Annotated in this window: 16 protein-coding genes and 1 tRNA gene; 6 read left to right on the top strand and 11 right to left on the bottom strand. The window is 39.6% G+C overall.

Features of this window, described 5'->3' with window-relative positions; all coding sequences use genetic code 11:
• Positions 1–47 precede the first annotated feature (47 nt).
• From BVC88_RS18305 to BVC88_RS18285, 5 genes are all read right to left on the bottom strand, one after another.
• Entirely contained in the window at positions 48–1,082 is a 1,035-nt protein-coding gene (locus BVC88_RS18305) for a PDDEXK nuclease domain-containing protein (protein ID WP_217694773.1), read from the bottom strand.
• Complete coding sequence (locus BVC88_RS18300; RefSeq protein ID WP_075352179.1) at positions 1,069–2,373, bottom strand: D-alanyl-D-alanine carboxypeptidase; 1,305 nt, start codon at positions 2,371–2,373, stop codon at positions 1,069–1,071. The genes BVC88_RS18305 and BVC88_RS18300 overlap by 14 nt, the downstream gene beginning before the upstream one ends.
• Positions 2,374–2,434: 61 nt before the next feature.
• On the bottom strand, positions 2,435–3,847 hold the full coding sequence (locus BVC88_RS18295; protein WP_075352178.1) for a SusD/RagB family nutrient-binding outer membrane lipoprotein: 1,413 nt from the start codon (positions 3,845–3,847) through the stop codon (positions 2,435–2,437).
• 19 nt (positions 3,848–3,866) lie between these two features.
• Positions 3,867–6,953 carry a SusC/RagA family TonB-linked outer membrane protein gene (locus tag BVC88_RS18290; protein WP_075352177.1) on the bottom strand — a complete coding sequence of 1,029 codons (3,087 nt, stop codon included), beginning with the start codon at positions 6,951–6,953 and terminating at the stop codon, positions 3,867–3,869.
• Positions 6,954–7,407: 454 nt separating this feature from the next.
• The gene (locus BVC88_RS18285) at positions 7,408–9,615 is read right to left on the bottom strand and encodes a sodium-translocating pyrophosphatase (RefSeq protein WP_075352176.1); all 2,208 of its coding nucleotides are present in this window, start codon (positions 9,613–9,615) and stop codon (positions 7,408–7,410) included.
• 295 nt (positions 9,616–9,910) lie between these two features.
• Here BVC88_RS18285 and BVC88_RS18280 point away from each other — a divergent pair, with 295 nt between their 5' ends.
• The 3 genes from BVC88_RS18280 (at position 9,911) to BVC88_RS18270 (ending at position 12,242) form a co-directional block, all read left to right on the top strand.
• Positions 9,911–10,609: a response regulator transcription factor gene (locus BVC88_RS18280; protein ID WP_075352175.1), complete on the top strand. Its 699-nt coding sequence runs from the start codon at positions 9,911–9,913 to the stop codon at positions 10,607–10,609.
• A 9-nt stretch (positions 10,610–10,618) separates the two neighbouring features.
• Positions 10,619–12,070: a sensor histidine kinase gene (locus BVC88_RS18275; protein WP_075352174.1), complete on the top strand. Its 1,452-nt coding sequence runs from the start codon at positions 10,619–10,621 to the stop codon at positions 12,068–12,070.
• Between the two features lie 95 nt (positions 12,071–12,165).
• Positions 12,166–12,242, top strand: a tRNA-Pro gene (locus BVC88_RS18270).
• Positions 12,243–12,303: 61 nt separating this feature from the next.
• On the opposite strand, the gene BVC88_RS18265 is transcribed toward BVC88_RS18270, so the two are convergent.
• Genes BVC88_RS18265 through BVC88_RS18250 form a run of 4 tightly spaced genes read right to left on the bottom strand, consistent with a single transcriptional unit; the run spans position 12,304 to position 14,738 of the window.
• Positions 12,304–12,762, bottom strand: coding sequence for a hypothetical protein (locus BVC88_RS18265; RefSeq protein ID WP_075352173.1), 459 nt, complete (start codon positions 12,760–12,762; stop codon positions 12,304–12,306).
• A gap of 4 nt (positions 12,763–12,766) precedes the next feature.
• Entirely contained in the window at positions 12,767–13,396 is a 630-nt protein-coding gene (locus BVC88_RS18260) for a Crp/Fnr family transcriptional regulator (RefSeq protein ID WP_075352172.1), read from the bottom strand.
• 3 nt (positions 13,397–13,399) lie between these two features.
• The gene (locus BVC88_RS18255; RefSeq protein WP_075352171.1) at positions 13,400–14,287 is read right to left on the bottom strand and encodes a hypothetical protein; all 888 of its coding nucleotides are present in this window, start codon (positions 14,285–14,287) and stop codon (positions 13,400–13,402) included.
• Between the two features lies 1 nt (position 14,288).
• Positions 14,289–14,738 (bottom strand): DM13 domain-containing protein, encoded by a 450-nt coding sequence (locus BVC88_RS18250; protein ID WP_075352170.1) that lies wholly within the window; start codon positions 14,736–14,738, stop codon positions 14,289–14,291.
• A gap of 124 nt (positions 14,739–14,862) precedes the next feature.
• Between BVC88_RS18250 and BVC88_RS18245 the strand changes: the two genes are divergently transcribed.
• The 3 genes from BVC88_RS18245 to BVC88_RS18235 all read left to right on the top strand — a co-directional run bounded on the left by BVC88_RS18245 (position 14,863) and on the right by BVC88_RS18235 (position 15,925).
• Complete coding sequence (locus BVC88_RS18245) at positions 14,863–15,147, top strand: hypothetical protein (protein ID WP_075352169.1); 285 nt, start codon at positions 14,863–14,865, stop codon at positions 15,145–15,147.
• A gap of 33 nt (positions 15,148–15,180) precedes the next feature.
• Positions 15,181–15,585, top strand: coding sequence for a DUF4174 domain-containing protein (locus BVC88_RS18240; RefSeq protein WP_075352168.1), 405 nt, complete (start codon positions 15,181–15,183; stop codon positions 15,583–15,585).
• Between the two features lie 106 nt (positions 15,586–15,691).
• On the top strand, positions 15,692–15,925 hold the full coding sequence (locus tag BVC88_RS18235) for a hypothetical protein (protein WP_075352167.1): 234 nt from the start codon (positions 15,692–15,694) through the stop codon (positions 15,923–15,925).
• A gap of 191 nt (positions 15,926–16,116) precedes the next feature.
• Here the strand turns inward: BVC88_RS18235 and BVC88_RS18230 are convergent, their stop codons facing one another.
• Positions 16,117–17,400 carry a cation:proton antiporter domain-containing protein gene (locus tag BVC88_RS18230; RefSeq protein ID WP_075352166.1) on the bottom strand — a complete coding sequence of 428 codons (1,284 nt, stop codon included), beginning with the start codon at positions 17,398–17,400 and terminating at the stop codon, positions 16,117–16,119.
• Complete coding sequence (locus tag BVC88_RS18225; RefSeq protein ID WP_139316607.1) at positions 17,400–18,098, bottom strand: hypothetical protein; 699 nt, start codon at positions 18,096–18,098, stop codon at positions 17,400–17,402. The genes BVC88_RS18230 and BVC88_RS18225 overlap by 1 nt, the downstream gene beginning before the upstream one ends.
• Between the last annotated feature and the right edge of the window lie 14 nt (positions 18,099–18,112).

Genomic DNA, 18,112 nt, shown 5'->3' with positions numbered 1-18,112 from the left:
GCAGAATATAATCATCCCGTTGTGTGACTTTTTAATCATGCTAGATTTCAAGGGTTATAGTTGGAGGTTAAAAGTTTTTCGAGTTCGTGAGCAAGTTCAGCTTTATCGGGAAGATAGAATTGATATTTACTTACAAAGAGTTGATTACTGATGTTTTCAGTGGCGTATTCTACCAGAATTTGATCTTTATATGCGCCAAGTATTATCCCAATTGGTGGGTTATCACCTTCTGTATTTTCTTCTTTTCGAAAATAATTGAGGTATAAATTCATCTGGCCTATGTCCTGATGATCAATCTCTCCGCGTTTCAAATCAATAAGGACAAAACATTTTAGAATGCGATGATAAAATACCAAATCCACGAAAAAATGTCTGTTCCCCAGCGAAATACGATATTGTCTTCCAATGAATGCAAAACCTTTCCCAAGCTCAAGTAGGAAGTTTTGGAGATTTTCAATGAGGCTTGTTTCTAATTCATTTTCTGAATAAGTATTAGAAGTTTTTAGACCAAGAAATTCAAATACATAAGGGTCTTTGAGGATGTCCTGAGGTTTATGGATCTCACTTCCTTTTTCAGCTAATTTTAAAACGGATTCTTTGTCCTTGCTCAATGCCAAACGATGAAAAAGCATACTCTTCATCTGACGTTTCAACTCACGGACCGACCATTTCTCTTTTTCACATTCTTTGGAGTAGAAGCTAATTTCTAACTTATTATCGCATTTAATTATTTCACAGTAATGACTCCAAGACAATTGTCCAGACAGTGTCTGGACTTTTTGAAATTTCAAAAAGAAGGATCGTATTTGAAATAAATTTGATCTTGAAAATCCTTTTCCATATTCTAAGCTTAAGTCCTTTGAAAGGCGGTCTAGAATAGCAGTTCCATAATCTGCTTTTTCTTTCCCCTTTTGCTCAAATTCGACGATATGTCTCCCAATCTGCCAATAGGTTTGGACTAGGATATTATTTACAGCTTGGCTGGCCTGAGATCTTCCTGTTAGAAGTAATTCTGAAATTTGAGACTTCAGCGAATCATATTCGGGATTTGGAGCGAGTGGATTCATTTTAATAGCGATCATGGATCAGGTAAAGGATCTTTTCCACTTCCTTTTTCAATTCACTCGAAGGCTTGGCATAGTTATTCATCATACAGGAGAAGTGGAGGACTTTTCCGCTTTTGGTGATTAAATATCCGCTGAGCGCATTGCTCATGGAGAGCGTACCTGTCTTGGCATAGATATAGGCAGGTTGGCCCTCATCCGCTTTGTACCAATTCCGGATCGTTCCTGATTCACCGCCAGCAGGGAAATAGGCCTTTATCTTTTCGAGCGGAACTTCTGTTCTGATCTTTCCCAAAAGATCGATTATACTTCTTGGAGTGAACATGTTGCGCGCCGAAAGTCCTGAGCCATCGTACCATATTGGCTCGTCAGGAAGATCTGCCAATAGATTTTCTTTGGCGTATGAGATAGCATCAGAAGTACTCAATTTGTTATTTAATTGATCAGACACCAAAAGCAGTAATTGCTCCGCTAGAAAATTATCGCTGATTTTCATCATCTGTGCATAGATGCTATCGGCAGGGGCAGTTTGGAGTTTTTTAGGGTCAGAGTTAAGATAATTTTGATTGTGGATAAGAGTCACCTTTTTTTCGAGTGCTTCAGAAAGCATGATACTTGTCTGCTCCGCTGAGGTCACAAAAGGGATATCTGTCTCAAATGTCCCTTCCCATTTATCGGGAATCTGATAGGTGAATAGGTTGTCAAATCGATCTCTCTGGAAATTGTACCCTTCCCAGTTTTCTGTTTTTTCTGCCTTTAATAGATTCTTGAAGCGAGATGGGATTATCTCAAAAATTGAATTTTCTTCCTTTTTATCAAATCGGACGACATTGCCATAGATTGGAAATGCCGATCGCTCCGTGGCAAAATAATAATTGTACCAATCCCAAGACCAGCCCGTACCGAATGCGGCTACCTGATCAAAATTATCCAAGAGGTAAAGCTGTTTATTGGAATTTTTTAGAAAATCAAAAGCCACTTGATTTTTTAGATCAGGATGTAAAAAGCTTGGGTCTCCGGTTCCCCAAAAAATCAACGAATCACCTCTTTCCAGGTAATTCAGGCCATTCACCAACTCATCTCCCAGAACGGTATAGGCCGTATAGAATGTGAAAAGTTTGGTGTTAGAGGCGGGAATAAAATATTTATCTGAATTGATATCTACCAATACTTTTCCTTTATCCGGATCCAAAAGAATAAATCCCAAATGACCTTGTTCAAATACATCGGTTTTGGTAAATGATTTATTGATTTTTTGGACTGTACAGGAGCTGAGAAAGATGACAAGTCCGAGAAGAATATTTTTCATACGATTAATATAAAAAAAGTCTCCTGCTTTAGGGCAGGAGACTTTAAGGATGAAAGAAATATTACTGATCCCACCAGATTCGATCTAGTAGTGTCACTGAAGGGACATTCTGTCCATTTCTACTGATTTCACTATCCGGATAGGCGAGACGCCTGATTAGATTCCCTCCCAGATTAGGGTTCAGGTTGGCTGGAGGACTAAAGTTTTTATAACCATAATCAAATCTTCTGGCATCATTCCAGCTTTCCGGATGAAGGAACATGGCTATCCATTTCTCCTTGAAAATCAAATCTAAGGTCAAATCTGCCGCACCTACGTTGACGCTTGGATCAGAGAGGTAAGTGGCTTTGTCAGCAGCAGCTACACCTAACATATCCATATGCGCCTCGATTCCTGCCATATATGCGTCGAAAGCTCTCGCCTTATCTGTATCCAATGCGGCTTCAGCTTCAATAAACTTTAGCTCAGCATATGTTGCTATTAAGACAGGGGAGAGGGTCGAAGTATAATACTGGCCTGGGATCAAAGTAGATCTTGCACCTTGTTCAGGTGCATCCCCTCTTCCTGCTCCATTTACAGTACCGATAAACTCACCATCGTCGGTAGTTCCCACCATAAGACCCAATCTTGGATCCACTGCAGGATAAGATGTTCCGTCGAGTGCTTCTATAAATTGTTCGGAGATCCATCCGCCAAGCAACAAGTTAGAGTTGTTGATAGCCACTTGAGCCCAAGGGTTAAAGCGCTGTTCAAAGAAAATCACTTCAGCATTGTCAGCATTGGAGGAAAAGCCTGCTGCTGTGGCTGCTAAAACTTCTGCAGCACTAAAGCCCGAGCCACCTCTGGAATGAATCAGATACCTTGCTTTTAAGGTATTCGCAAATTTGATCCAAGTGGCCACATCTCCTCCATAGATAAAGTCGTCATTTCCAATTGAAATCGAAGTTGTGCCTTGAAGGTTTGCTATCCCTTGATCGAGTAAACTGATGATGTTTCCATAAAGAGTTTGATCATCGTCATATTTAGGCGTTACAGTTGTAAAGTTGAAACTTTCTGAAAAAGGGACGTCACCAAATAAATCCACCGTCATTCCCAAATTCAAAGCCATTAAGACTTGGCCTGCGCCTAGGTAATGAAGCGAACCAGCTTCTTCAGCTTTTTTATTCATTTCATTTAAGTCTGTCATGACATTGTACAAACTGAACCAAGTCCCGCTAAAATCTAATGGTTCCATGGTATCCGAACCACTGTCTGGATTTGGAGAGGCCAGGTATTGCACGTAGTTACTTACTGCGCTTCCTGATCTGAAGACGTTGAGAGAGGTCTCATACGTGATGTTTGTCATCAACCCAGAAATAGGTGCATCTTCTGGATTGTTTGGGTTTTCGTTGACATCCAGAAAGCTTTCACAAGCCGAAGCTGAAAGGATCAAGGAGGCACCCATTATTGCTCTTATCTTATTATGTAATTTCATGTTTCTGATTTTTAGAGGTTTATAGTCCCAAATTCAAGGTGAAGAAGAAGCTCTGCACACCCGGGAATCCAAGTCCGGTAAATCCTACAGCGTTTCCGCCTGCACCAGCTGAGAATGACTCAGGATCAAACCCATCCCATGGAGTAGAAAGGATGATATTATTCGCTGCCACGGAGAATCTTGCTGTTCTGAATGGAGTTCGCTCCAATACAGTTGGGCTTAAATTGTAAGCAAGGGTTATATTTCTCAGTTTGATAAAGCTTGCATCATTTACAAAATTCTCAGAAATACCTCTGTAAGAGTTTCTCCAATAACCCGCTCCATAATTCACCCCGTCAGGGCCTACGCCTTGGCCAAGCCATACTGGCTTTGCATTTTGTGAACCATCAGCCAAAACACCAGGGAATACAACCGTGTCATTTCTTCTATTGGAGTCTTCCTGCTTACCAAAAGCAGAAAGGAAGTTGCCAAACTGATCATACTGCTCCAATCCAGAGCGGAAGTCAATCAGGAAGGAAAATTCAATTCCTTTATAGCTGAATTGGTTTCGGATACCTCCAAACAATTTTGGAACAGCATTCCCCAGAATCAATTGACTACCAGTCCTTACAGGAAATCCATTGGCACCAATTAACTGAGGAAGATCTCGGTCTAAAGTTTCAGTGCCTTCTGCGGCTCCCGGTCTTACATAAGAACTACCATAAATATTCCCATAAGCTTGACCTTCCTTTAGAATCATAGTAACTGTGGAACCAGCATATCCAAATTGAGAACCTACCACAATCTGATCTATGCCCTCACGGATTCCCTTTACTTCATTCCTGTTTGTTGTAATGTTTGCACTTACATCCCAACGGAAATCCCCACTTTCTATAGGAGTGCCTCCAACGACGATTTCCCATCCTCTATTTTCGATTTGACCAGCATTGGTGATGTAAGAGGAGAAACCTGTTGCATCAGAAATCGGAACTGGAATAATTTGATCTTTTGAGTTTGACTTGTAATAAGTCACATCCAGATTTGCTCTGTTATTAAAGAAGGCGAACTGAGTACCAAATTCAATCGAAGTCGTCAGTTCAGGTTTTAAGTTTGGATCACCAAATACTGAGTTTTTAGAGAATCCTACTTGACCATTCAGAGGAAAAACTGAAGGAGAGACAAACGTGGCTCCCAGGATATGTGGATTGGTATCCTTACCTACTTGCGCCCAGGAAGCTCTAAGTTTCCCGAAAGTAATCCAACTAGGCAATTCAAAATTTTCACTAAATACATAACCCAAATTCACCGAAGGGTAGAAGAATGAGTTATTGTTGGTAGGAAGAGTAGAAGAGATGTCATTTCTACCTGTTACGTTCAGGAAAAGGAAGTTTTTGTAATCGACCATCAAATCACCATAAAAACCAACCAACCGTCGGATTGATTTACCCTGACTGGCAAAAATCTGAGTCGTATTACTCAAGTTATAAAAGCCAGGAATTACAAAGTTGGACCCAGTGGCAGTGACTCTGTCAAACCTTCTCTCGAATACGTCATTTCCTAATCTTAACTGAGTGTTCCAGTTTTCATTCCACTGTTTTTTTAGCGTAATGTAGAAGTTTGAGGTCAGGTCACGGCTGTTGATTCTGGTTTCCTCTATAAATCCTGTAGAACTTAAAGCAACTTCACCATCAATTCCCATTGGGCCAGGAGTAATTTCTTCTCTGCTGTCACTGTAGAAATCTGTTCCCAATCTATAGGAGAGCATCAACCAATCAGTAGGGCTATAATTGAAATTAATGTTTCCAATCACACGGTTTACGTCATCTTCATAGGTAGCAAATCTTGCATCATAGATAGGATTTGTATTCCCATAGGTTTTCATGGTACCATCTTCATTGATGTAATCTCGTACATCTGTGGTCTCAGACCAATACATCATTCGCTCCAAGAATCGATCATGTGGGACACGATTACCTCCTGAATTGGTAAAATTGATTGACCCTGAAAAATTAAATTTCTCGCTGGCAGTCACTGTTCCGGAAAGCTTAGCTGTGGTTCTATTCCACGAAGAAAACGGGATTATACCATCTTGTTCTAATCGACCAAATGATCCGTAGAAAGTTGCTTTTTCATTACCTCCAGAGACACTTAAACTGTTGTCAAACTGTACACCAGTATCAAATGCCCTATTCCAATTATCTTGGTACACATAGTTTGGATCATTTTCTTCCGCAATACTAGCTCCCCAAGATGGCCAGAAACTGGAATCATCTCTTTCACCGCTAAATCCCTGACCATACTGATCCTGAAGCTTTGGAAGCTTGACTAAATTGTCAAAACCTAGAGAACTATTGAAGTTTATTTGAACCACTCCTGATTTACCTTTCTTGGTGGTGATAATCACTGCGCCATTCGCAGCACGAACACCATAAAGAGCAGTTGCTGCAGCACCTTTTAGAACAGACATGGTTTCGATATCATTTGGGTTGATATCTGCTATTCTATTTGTCATCCCTCGAGGCGTTCCGTTTGATTCGATGGTAGAATTATCCACCGGTACACCATCCACTACGAAGAGTGGCTGATTATCAGCAGACGGATCCAGGGAGTTTATCCCCCGGATAATAATTCTAGCAGATTGACCAGGGGCACCACCTGAGTTTGTGACTTGTACACCTGCTACCTGACCTTGTAATGCATTTACCACATTTTGCTGTCTAGAGGTAGTGATTGCTTCAGAATCAATACTTTGTGCTGCATATCCCAATGATTTTTTTTCTTGAGAAATACCAAAAGCGGTGACTATAAATTCATCCAATTCGGATGCCTCCGTGGCCAACACCACATCGATGGTGGATGAATTCCCAACGGTTATGCTTTTAGTTGAAAATCCTATAAAGGAATACACTAATACAGACTGTGGGCCGGGTACAGAAATCGAATAGTTCCCGTCCAAATCCGTCACAGCTCCAGTTGTGGTGCCTTGGATAACGATACTCACGCCAGGAAGAGGATTCCCATCCTCCTCGGCCGTGACTTTTCCTTTTATATTCTGTTGAGCGTAAGTTGGAACGCTGACCAGAAAACCAAAAAGGAAAAGCAATGATAAAGCGTAGCTTTTCTTCATGTGATTTTAGTTTAGATTATTGAATTGGTTTTAGTTTTTTTCAGGTGGTTAGATCATTGCTTGTTTTTTCAGCTTTTCCTAAGTCTAATATAGATTCTGCATTATTTTTCGAGAATTACCTTTAGATCATCGATCAAGAATCCTCTAGATACTTTAAAATAAACAAAATCAATCTCTTCAGTAGAGGCTAAAAAAACGTCCCAAAACCGGACGATCAGCAAATTATTCTTATACCTGTTGCTTAAATTAATAAGAAAGGTTCATTTCTTTATAAAAATTAAATTTTTTTTCATCAGAAATCTAGATTTTATGTTAATAAAAAATATTATTCGTTATTGCTGATTTGTGCGGTATTTTGTTTTTAAAAAAGCAACAATTAGCAAATTTTAAAAAATTGGCAAAAAAAAGAGCTGCGACTTTCGTTGCAGCTCTTTGTATGGGAAAAACAGTCTTTTTACTTAGTTACTGTTTTGGTCTCAGTTGTGATTTTCTTTCCGTCCTCATATCGGATTTCTTTTTTGATCTCTATTTTCTCAGCCATTGGTTCACCGTGGGTTCCCTCAGAAATATGAGGAGCTATAACAAGAGCTACAATTGACATCAATTTGATCAAAATATTCATGGATGGGCCAGAAGTATCCTTGAAAGGATCTCCTACTGTATCACCAGTTACAGAAGCTTTATGAGGCTCTGATTTCTTATAATAAATTTCGCCATCGATTTCTACACCTTTTTCAAAAGATTTCTTGGCATTATCCCATGCACCACCGGCATTGGATTGGAACATCCCCATCAATACGCCAGATACAGTTACACCTGCCAACAAACCTCCCAATACTTCTGGGCCAAATGCAAATCCTACAATAATAGGAGTAATCAATGCAATTGCACCTGGGGCGATCATCTCTCGGATGGAAGCTTTTGTAGAGATTTCAACACACTTCTCATATTCAGGCTTTGCTTTGTATTCCATGATTCCCGGAATCTCTCTGAATTGACGTCTTACCTCATTCACCATATCCATCGCAGCACGTCCTACGGCAGCAATTGCGAGCGAAGAAAAAATAAATGGAATCATACCTCCCACGAATAGACCCGCAAGGACATCCGCTTTGTAAATATCAATTGCATCGATTCCTGCAATTCCTACGAATGCTGCAAATAATGCTAATGAAGTTAATGCTGCAGAAGCAATAGCAAATCCTTTTCCAGTAGCAGCTGTAGTATTTCCTACTGCATCCAAAATATCAGTTCTTCCTCTTACTTCCTCAGGTAGCTGGCTCATCTCAGCAATACCGCCCGCATTATCTGCGATTGGACCGAAGGCATCAATTGCCAACTGCATTGCTGTAGTCGCCATCATACCTGCTGCAGCGATTGCTACACCGTATAGACCGGCAAACTCATATGCTCCATAAATACCGCCTGCCAAAACCAATGTCGGAAGAACCGTAGATTCCATTCCTACAGAAAGACCACCGATAATATTGGTTGCATGACCAGTAGCAGACTGCTTAATAATAGACATTACTGGGCGCTTGCCCATTGCTGTGTAATATTCTGTGATGATAGACATCAAAGTACCTACGACTAATCCTAAAATGATCGCATAGAACACGTCCATATTGGTGAATTCATATCCTCTGATGGATAGCGTCTCTGGCATCATATATTGAACGATAAAGAACGATGCAATTCCAGTGAATACGATTGAAGACCAGTTACCCATATTAAGGGCTTTCTGAACATCACCTTTTTCATCTTTGATCGTCACGAAGGCCATTCCCATGATGGAGAATACAATTCCTAAACCTGCCAAAACCATTGGAAGTAGGATAGGAGCAATACCCCCAAAATTATCTACTGAAACGATTTCTCTACCCAAAACCATGGTAGCCAAAATTGTTGCCACATAGGATCCGAACAAATCAGCTCCCATCCCGGCAACGTCACCTACGTTATCACCTACGTTATCGGCAATTGTTGCAGGGTTTCTTACATCATCCTCAGGGATTCCGGCTTCCACTTTACCTACTAGATCGGCTCCTACGTCAGCCGCTTTAGTGTAAATACCGCCGCCAACTCGGGCAAAAAGTGCAATTGATTCAGCTCCCAGAGAGAAGCCTGCTAATACTTCAAGTGCTTTTTCCATTTCAACACCATTTACCCCTGCACCTACACTTTGTACATATACTTGGTAAAAGATGATAAACAAAGAACCAAGTCCCAATACTGCTAGTCCAGCTACACCAAGACCCATTACAGATCCTCCTGTGAATGACACTTTTAAGGCAGCTTTTAAACTAGTTCTTGCAGCTTGAGTAGTTCGGACGTTCGCTTTGGTAGCGATATTCATTCCCATATACCCAGCTAAGGCAGAGAAAAATGCTCCGATTAGAAAAGAGATTGCGATTACAGGGCTTGAAGTCTCTACAGACATTCCTGACCAAGCCAAAAGAATTACTGCGATGATTGCAAAGTAAGAAAGTACTTTCCACTCTGCTTTCAAAAATGCCATAGCACCGTCTGCAATGTATCCTGCCAATTCATTCATTTTCTCATCACCGGTGGGCTGCTTAGTCACCCAAGCAGACTTGATCGCCATTGCAACCAAACCAAGGATTCCCAACATCGGGACTCCGTAAATCAGAACCTGTTCCATACAATTATATTATTCCTTTGATTTTTTTAAATAATAATTGCGCAAAGATAGAATTTCTAAGCAAGCAGCCAACTTGTATCAATAATGCAGAGTTTCAAGTAATTGTCCCTTTTTAGTTTAGATTAATGAGCAGAACTTAGTTTTAATTGAATTTTTCACTGGATTTTTCCTGAATTATTGAAAAATCATTCAAAATTAATTTTTGTTCAAGTGTTTACTTTTGGTGCTCAAATCTAGTTTGTGATAGTTTCGTGAGATCTAGGGACTAAATTTCAGAATCAATTTTAATTGTCTCATGAAAAAAGTACTTGTTGTAGAAGATGATCCTAATATCTCAGATTTGATTCAAATTCATTTGAAGGATTTGGGTTATGAAATCCAGGTCCAAAATAATGGAAAGAAGGGTTTTGAGGAGGCCCACAAGAATCAGTTTGATTTGATTATTCTTGACATAATGCTTCCGGAGATGGATGGAATAGCAATCTGTCAACGTTTAAGAGCTTTGGATAATTACACTCCTATATTAATGATCACTGCCAAATCAGAGGAAATTGACAAGGTGATCGGTTTGGAATCTGGTGCGGATGATTACATCACCAAACCATTTAAAATCAGAGAGTTTATTGCCCGTGTCAAAGCCATTATCCGAAGACAGGATCAGTTTGCACTTTTGGCAGAAAAAGATGTAGGATCGCTTCGGTTTAGTTCTTTGGAAATTGATGAAAAAAAACGAAAAGTAATTCTAGATCAAAAACGAGTGGAGCTTACTCCAAAGGAATTCGATCTTTTGATGCTCTTGGCAAGGAATCCAGGACGAAGTTACTCTCGGGGAGAATTACTCGAACTTATCTGGGGCTATGATTTTAGTGGATACGAGCACACGGTAAATGCACATATCAATCGGCTTCGGTCTAAAGTGGAGCAGGATCCTAATTCACCGAATTACATCCTTACCACCTGGGGTGTAGGGTACCGATTTAACGATGAACTTTAACGATATTTTATGAAAAGTCTTTTTTGGAGAATCTCCCTCAGTTTCTTTGCGGTGCTATTGATTGTCGGTTTCTCCTATATATTTATTACTGCTACTACTGCTCAGCGGTATTTTCAGGAAACTACTCAACGGCTCAACGCATCTGTAGCGGACTACCTGATCAAGGAAGTAAATCCGTTCCAGGACGGGAAAGTCAATGAGGAAGCACTTGGGATTATCATGCATTCGATGATGGCAGTTAACCCAGGGATCGAGGTTTACTTATTGGATCCAAATGGCGAGATTATTTCGTTTGTGGTATTGGATCAAAAAGTGAAGTTGAAACGGGTAGAGCTTGAGCCGATTCAAAAGTTTATTGCTGAGGGAGGAAATAATTTTATACTTGGAGATGATCCTAGAAATCCGGGACAAGAATCTGTCTTTTCTGCAACTTCAGTATATGAAGATAATCAGCTTTTGGGCTATGTCTATATTACATTGGCAAGTGAGAAATATGAAACTATCGCTAGTAGCCTGCTAGGGAGTTTCTGGATGCAATTGACCTTTAATTCCATTTTAATTACACTGGTTGTAGCCTTTTTGATCGGGTTGGTTTTGATCAGTTGGCTTACAAGACACTTGAGGGAGATTGTACGAACTGTAGAGAAGTTTAAGGATGGTGATTTGGAAGCAAGAGTTTCGGAATCTGATTCTAAATCAGAATTAGCCGTCTTAGGCAATACCTTTAACCATATGGCAGATACAATCTTAAATAATATAGAGGAACTCAAGAAAGTAGATAGTCTAAGAAGAGAGTTAATTGCAAATGTCTCCCATGACTTGCGAAATCCACTTGCAATTATAAATGGCTATATCGAAACACTTCAAATCAAAGGAGAAAATCTTTCGAAGGAAGAAAAAGAGAAATATCTAAAAATCATCAGTGACTCTACTGATCGATTGACCAAATTAGTTGCTGATCTTTTTGATCTTTCCAAACTTGAATCTGGTCAAATGCATGTGAAGCTAGAACGATTGAAGGTTCAGGAACTCTTATTTGACTCTGCCTTGAAATATGAGCTTCTTGCACAAACCAAAGGCATAGAGATTAAATCTCAGATTTGTCAGAATTTACCAATAGTCAAAGCAGATTTATACTTGATTGATCGGGTGATCCAGAATTTACTCGATAATGCAGTCAAATACACACCCAATCAAGGCGAGATCCTTATCGATGCATGTGAAGTGCCACATGGGGGAGTTTGTATCAAAATTCGAAATTCCGGAAATGGAATCCCCCAAGGGGAATTACAATCCCTATTTGATCGGTATTATATGATCGATAAAAATCAACAAGGTGTACAGGGCTCAGGATTGGGATTGGCTATTGTCAAGCATATTCTGGAAATTCACGGAAGTAAAATCAAGATTCATTCAGATTCCAAGAGTTTTACCGAGTTTGAGTTTGAATTGACCAATTAGGTTTTCGAGGACTTTTGAAATCGTTGTTTTAAATTTTTCACAATTTCATTTTTGAATAATTTACCAATTAATAAATTTGGTTTCAAATTAAGAATCGGGGTGTAGCGCAGCCCGGTAGCGTACACGTCTGGGGGGCGTGTGGTCGCAGGTTCAAATCCTGTCACCCCGACCAAAAAGAAAGGAGCCATTGCAAATTTGCAATGGCTCCTTTCTTTTTTAATTGATATAAAGACTTAATTCAATGGTGCAAAGCCAAATGGAATTGCCGCTGCCCCACACCAAATTATCCCATGAGTAAACTTGCCATCAGGGGCGCCGGATAATGGAAAAAAATGTTCTCCCGCTTTTCCTACGATAGAGACTAGCTGAAACGACCCTGAGGTGCTGAGCTGAAGTCGATCTGAAGTAGATAAATATACTGTTACCGTCCCGGTACTGAATTTAGTAGTGAAATCCTCTGTAAGTCTTACAAAGTATTTTCCCTCAGCGTTGGTGACTACTTGGAACATACCCCTAGTATTGGTATTACTCTGGGCATTTAATGTCCCGGTTTTCAAAACTGTAACAGGCCCAGTCACTTCGACTTGGTCGGCCGGTTTCATCTTGTCTGCGTCTTTCATCGAGCCACTGTCACAGCTTGATAGAATAAGAACAATACTATAGAAAAGGCTGATATTGAATAATCTTTTCATGTTTTTATGAGTTAAAGGTTGCAAGATTTCTAAATAGTATTCGGTTTCTTGAGTAAGTGATTACCCCTTCTTTTTTTAAAGCAGAAAATGTTTTGGTTACTGTCTGTCGACTGGAATCCGTTAGCTTGGCAAACTCATCATGTGTGAGATTTAATTTTAAAAGCGTCTCATCACCATACCGTTTTCCCAGCTTTTGAGCAAGATCATGTAAAGTGAATTTGATCCTCCCTTCGGCATCCATCCAATTTAACCGCTCTAAGCGCTGTACAATTTCTAAATTTGAACACAAGAGTTTATCATACAATTGCGGACCAACAGTAGGTTCTAACAAGTTTCTACTCGTGATTTTTTGAATTAAAGTTCCATCCTCCAGTGCTTCAGCAAAGGTGTTATTTCTTTTAGCCGAGGTTTCTTTTGATTTTCCTTCTCCGAATATTTCTCCGGGTGTGACAATTTTCAGAATATACTGTGTACCGTTTGGAAGCGTTTTTTGAAGTTTAACACTACCATGTTTGAGTAAATAAAAGCCCTCAGAAATCTCGCCTTGACGATAAATATTTCCTCGCTTTGGATAGTTTTTGAAACTGGGAAAACTGATTTGATTTGCTTCCCAATTTGAATTTGAGGTTTGCATCGTTTATTTCCTTTCGTAGTATACTCCGACACTGACCACGCCCGAAGAGTACAGGTTTTTCCGGTCAAATATCAGGTCATTAAAATTCCTGTAATTCAGATTCAGGTGCAGCTTCTTGTACACAGGCACACTTGCTCCAAAGCTAAAGCTGGTATATTCCGTACCATCTCCACGAACAAAGTCAGTAGCCACAAGCACATCGCCAACAGTTGCCAGAGCATTCAAACGGGCATTGATCCAGACTTTTTTAGCGATTTGGTAGCCGACCTCTGCTCCTAATGCATATTGATCACTAAATTGAATTCCTTCGTATTCGGTTCGGACATTGTAGGCCCCGAAAATACTTCCGTAGAACGGCGCGTTTGGAAGTGAAAAAGAAGTCGATAAAGTGGACCAAACATTAAACTCCCCATCACCGGAGGGTAGATTAATCTGCTCAAAGTCATTGATTGTACTTTTAGCAAAATTGTTGGCTTTTCCTATTGGCAACTCGGGAGCTATCGAAATAGTCAGCGGTAAGTATTTTTTCAAAATTGCATGCTTAAACTCCAGCCTTAAATCTCCCAATCCACTTACTTTCTCAGTGTTTTCAAACCCATTCCAGGTTTGAAGTGGTAGATTTGCGATGATCGTGAATCGATCCGTCACCCCATATTCCCCATAAAAAACCAAGGACTGCTGGGAAAACTGATTGGTCTCGAGTAGCTCACCGCCCAATGTGTAATAATCTTTGGATACCAGGGATTGATAGCTCAATTGATAAAAGCCCTCTTTTTTCCCTTTGGTCCAGCCACTTTGGCCAACAGCTACTGAGGAGCACAAAAGACTCAACCCCAGGCAGAACGCCAGGGGAAGAGAGGTGAAAAAACAACTTTTCTTAATTCCAGACATCCTATCGCAATTGTGCATTACCAAATGGAATCCCAACCGAACCACACCATAAAATGACATGCGTGTATTTTGATGTGCTTTGGCCGGATGGAATTGCAAAGAAGTTTTCTCCGGAGTTTCTTACCGGGCCAAGAGGTAATAGATTTGGGTTACCATTTCCCGGATCTGCCATAAAAGTTGCTGAAGTAGAAAGAAATACGGTAACAGTTCCTGTAGCCAAGGCAGTATTGAATGCTTGGTTAAACTGCAAAAATTCTTTTCCCTGTGAATCTGTTCCAAGTGCTGCGGTTCCTGTGGAGCCTGCACCATTTTGATCTACAAAGCTTCCTGATCGCAATACATTTAATGAGCCAGTTGGTCTAGTAGGATCAATCGTTATTGGATCGGGATCATCTGAGCAGCTCACTAAGCCTAAGAAGGCAACATAAAATAGAATTAGTACTTTTTTCATTGTTTTATTGGTTTTGTTTGAGACAAATTTGGACTTAGGATATCACGAAAAAGTCACGGAAGGTTAAACCTTTTCGAGAAGTTGTTTTCTTTACCATGGAATTGAAACATAAAAGAGTAAACCAATGACAGTGATCGAGGAATTTTTAAAAAAGGATTTGATAAATGAAAATGCCTCAGCAGTATTACTGGCATTATGGTATGATGGAAATGGAGATTGGGAAAAAGCACATGATCAAGTAGATCAGTTGGCGGGAAAAGATGCAGCACGAATTCATGCCTATTTACATCGTAAAGAGGGAGATCAATGGAATGCAGAATATTGGTACCGTCGTTCGGGGGTGGCTGTTTACCAAGGTACGCTTGAAGAAGAATGGCGAGATCTATTGAATAATTATTTGAGAAAATGATAAACCTATTGAATATTAAAGAGTTGAAAGAAGATGAAGTTCATCATCATTTTTGCTTTCATGCTGTTTTCAATACCTTCTTCAAAAAAACAATTGAGTGACTTCAAATGGGAAAATCGCTTAGTTGTCACTTTTGATATTCAGGCAAAAGATTTTGAAACAGTAAAGCCATCTGATCTGAAAGAGAGAAAGTTGTTGTTTTTTGCTTTTGAATCCGGTAACCTAATAAACTCGAATTTTGAAGGGGAAATAGATCAAAGTGAATTTTTAAAACTGCGTAAAAATTATAAAGCTGACTTCTTTTTAATTGGGCTTGATGGTGGAGTAAAAGCTTACGGTCAATCAGATGATTTCTCACTGGAAAAATTGATAAAGCAAATTGATTCCATGCCAATGCGGCAATCTGAAATGAGAAAGAAAACAGGCGGAAATAATTAGTTTCTTCCTACTAAATGTTTAAAATATCTGAAATATACCCATAAGTGGGTATTTTTTCCGGTAATTTCATTCGGTATTTTTGGAGACTCAATAGACTTTTTTCCAAATGAAATTTTATTACTTAGCAACTACTCCCAATTCTGAAGGGAAATTTGAGGTTCATGAAAGAGATTGTGAATTGATTCCATCTGCTTATGACCGAGATTATTTAGGCCCCTTTAATAGTGGACAGGAAGCACTTCGGAAAGGGCAAAAGTTAAATGAAAAAGCAGTTGTTTGTTCGAGATGCGTATCTAATAAACCCATTCCTGTTGTAATTCGATCTAGAAAGAGTAATTAAGGCACTTCTTAAGATGTTTTTTATAAAACACTAAAAATGCGGATTGAATTAGGTGGTATATTTTGATCCTGACTCATTTTGGGATTTTTTTAAATAGAAAGTCAGCAGTAAAAAGACTCCTTTAGAATTTCACAAGTAGCAGATTACTAGAGCAGTTTTAGGATATTATTTTCTGGCTTTAATGGTGTTTTTTACTTTTTATCGCCATTTCCTCCATTATCCAACACACTCGGAACTTTCCATTTAACCGATCCAACAGTCCTACTTTCGGCTATTTGTAGGGCTTTGGAGCTTCTACGTTTTTCATAGATCATCGCAAAAGTCATTATCACACTGGTCCCAATAATCACAAATAGCAAAATTCCAGGTTCGAAGCTTTTTACTTGGGCTTCCACTGGAATCGCATAAAATAACAATACTGTAATCAATCCTCTTGGAGCGATAAAGGCTTGAGGGATGATATCTTTTCCTTCGAAAATCAACAGTAAAACAATTCTGATTCCATAGATAGACCCGATCAGGAGACAACTGATCAAGGCTACCTGCAAGTCAAATAAGGACGTGATTGCTATTGTCAAACCAAAAATCACAAAGAAGAGAGTTCTAACCACAAAGGCCGTCTCAGCTGTAATCGTATGCAGTTCATGATAGATCTGATGAGCTTTGGCGTAATCCAGTAAGCTGGAAAGCTTGCCTTTGAAAAACAGCTTCATATTGGCGATAACCAATCCGAAAATTAGAATAATAATCAAAGAGGAGAGGTGCATTTTTTTTCCCAATGCATAAAGTAGGAGTAGTACCGCAATGAGTAGAAAGAGCTTCACATTGCTTTTGATTTTCTGAAAAACCAAGATGATCGCATAGCTCGCCACAAGGGAAATAACAACCGTTAACAAGAAATTTCCGCCAAAACCAACCAATCCTGAATCTTCTGCTGGATTGAGCTTTCCGGTAAGGAAGTAAAAAAGCATAATCCCCAATATGTCAGAAAAAGTACTCTCATAGATATGAAATTCCTTCTTTTTGCTTTTCAAACCGGAAACACTGGGTATGATAATCGCGCTCGACAGGATCGATAATGGAGTAGCGTATAGCCATGCAGACTGCATGGACATCTCGGGAATGTAGTAATAAAGAATACTTGCTGCAGCCCAGGTGGAGGCCATCAATCCAATCAGTGCAATTCCCATTGATTTGAGAATGGGAAGAAGTTTTTCTCGTTTTAGTTCTAGCTCAAGGGCTGCTTCAAGCACGATCATAATCAAGCCAACAATGCCTAATACTTCCAGAATAGGGAAAAAATCGATCGAATCAGTGGTAAAATATTCCAGGATGTATTGGAGCATCAATCCCAAAGCGATCAGCATTAGGACTGCCGGAATATTAGTCTTTTTTGAAAGACCGTTGAAAAGGAAGGATAAAATGATGATCACTGAAAACTCAATGATCAGGTTATAGGAAGATATAAGTTCCATTAGGATTCAAATTTTTCAGTTTGATTGGTCATGACCTCATTGTCATGCAAATAGTTGATAAAGTCTTCGTGCTGCGCACCTCTTACCAAGGTATAATGTAGTAAATAGGTGTTTTCACTTTCGAGTGCCTTTAAATTGCTTGCCTTACCCAAAGCCAATATAGGATGATCAAAAATCAAATTAAGAAGGCTTTCTTTTGTGAGTTCAGTTTTAAGGTAGATCGCACGTTGTTGGACATTGGTCTGATTTGAGATCAATGTGAAACCTGCTCTATCAAATGATCTATACCAAACCCAACGCTCTCCTTGATCGGTACCTAGGACCATTCCCAAACTCCCGATCCGATTGATTCTCCCTCGGATTTTCCCTGCCTGGACCAAAGTGCCAGCGACTACCATTGAGCTGGACCGAATAAAAAGCCCACTGATGTAATTTCCTAATTGCCGATAGCCAAAACCTGCAATCAGCAAAATCACTAAGCCATGAGTAATCGGATCCAAAGAGATAAATCCGGCTATCACGATCATCCAAGCTATAGGCTTATAGAAAAGCCTCATTTTTTTGATTAAAGCAAAATAACGGTCATTGATCCGTTTTTTCTTGAGATAGCGGGTAATCAGGAAAAAACAAAAGGAAAGGACAAGGTAGATCGCAAAGACGATTAGAATTAATGCGAAAAGATCATTCCAGTTGTTCATATCAAATAGAGCCA

The sequence above is a fragment of the Algoriphagus marinus genome (genome assembly GCF_001936475.1).
GTDB classification, from domain to species: Bacteria; Bacteroidota; Bacteroidia; order Cytophagales; family Cyclobacteriaceae; genus Algoriphagus; species Algoriphagus marinus.
This window is presented reverse-complemented; position numbering and strand designations above follow the sequence as displayed.

Excerpts from the sequence above, each read along its gene's own strand:
- BVC88_RS18305 (WP_217694773.1), bottom strand. The coding sequence starts at position 1,082 with ATGATCGCTATTAAAATGAATCCACTCGCTCCAAATCCCGAATATGAT.
- BVC88_RS18300 (WP_075352179.1), bottom strand. The coding sequence starts at position 2,373 with ATGAAAAATATTCTTCTCGGACTTGTCATCTTTCTCAGCTCCTGTACA.
- BVC88_RS18295 (WP_075352178.1), bottom strand. The coding sequence starts at position 3,847 with ATGAAATTACATAATAAGATAAGAGCAATAATGGGTGCCTCCTTGATC.
- BVC88_RS18290 (WP_075352177.1), bottom strand. The coding sequence starts at position 6,953 with ATGAAGAAAAGCTACGCTTTATCATTGCTTTTCCTTTTTGGTTTTCTG.
- BVC88_RS18285 (WP_075352176.1), bottom strand. The coding sequence starts at position 9,615 with ATGGAACAGGTTCTGATTTACGGAGTCCCGATGTTGGGAATCCTTGGT.
- BVC88_RS18280 (WP_075352175.1), top strand. The coding sequence starts at position 9,911 with ATGAAAAAAGTACTTGTTGTAGAAGATGATCCTAATATCTCAGATTTG.
- BVC88_RS18275 (WP_075352174.1), top strand. The coding sequence starts at position 10,619 with ATGAAAAGTCTTTTTTGGAGAATCTCCCTCAGTTTCTTTGCGGTGCTA.
- BVC88_RS18265 (WP_075352173.1), bottom strand. The coding sequence starts at position 12,762 with ATGAAAAGATTATTCAATATCAGCCTTTTCTATAGTATTGTTCTTATT.
- BVC88_RS18260 (WP_075352172.1), bottom strand. The coding sequence starts at position 13,396 with ATGCAAACCTCAAATTCAAATTGGGAAGCAAATCAAATCAGTTTTCCC.
- BVC88_RS18255 (WP_075352171.1), bottom strand. The coding sequence starts at position 14,287 with ATGTCTGGAATTAAGAAAAGTTGTTTTTTCACCTCTCTTCCCCTGGCG.
- BVC88_RS18250 (WP_075352170.1), bottom strand. The coding sequence starts at position 14,738 with ATGAAAAAAGTACTAATTCTATTTTATGTTGCCTTCTTAGGCTTAGTG.
- BVC88_RS18245 (WP_075352169.1), top strand. The coding sequence starts at position 14,863 with ATGACAGTGATCGAGGAATTTTTAAAAAAGGATTTGATAAATGAAAAT.
- BVC88_RS18240 (WP_075352168.1), top strand. The coding sequence starts at position 15,181 with ATGAAGTTCATCATCATTTTTGCTTTCATGCTGTTTTCAATACCTTCT.
- BVC88_RS18235 (WP_075352167.1), top strand. The coding sequence starts at position 15,692 with ATGAAATTTTATTACTTAGCAACTACTCCCAATTCTGAAGGGAAATTT.
- BVC88_RS18230 (WP_075352166.1), bottom strand. The coding sequence starts at position 17,400 with ATGGAACTTATATCTTCCTATAACCTGATCATTGAGTTTTCAGTGATC.
- BVC88_RS18225 (WP_139316607.1), bottom strand. The coding sequence starts at position 18,098 with ATGAACAACTGGAATGATCTTTTCGCATTAATTCTAATCGTCTTTGCG.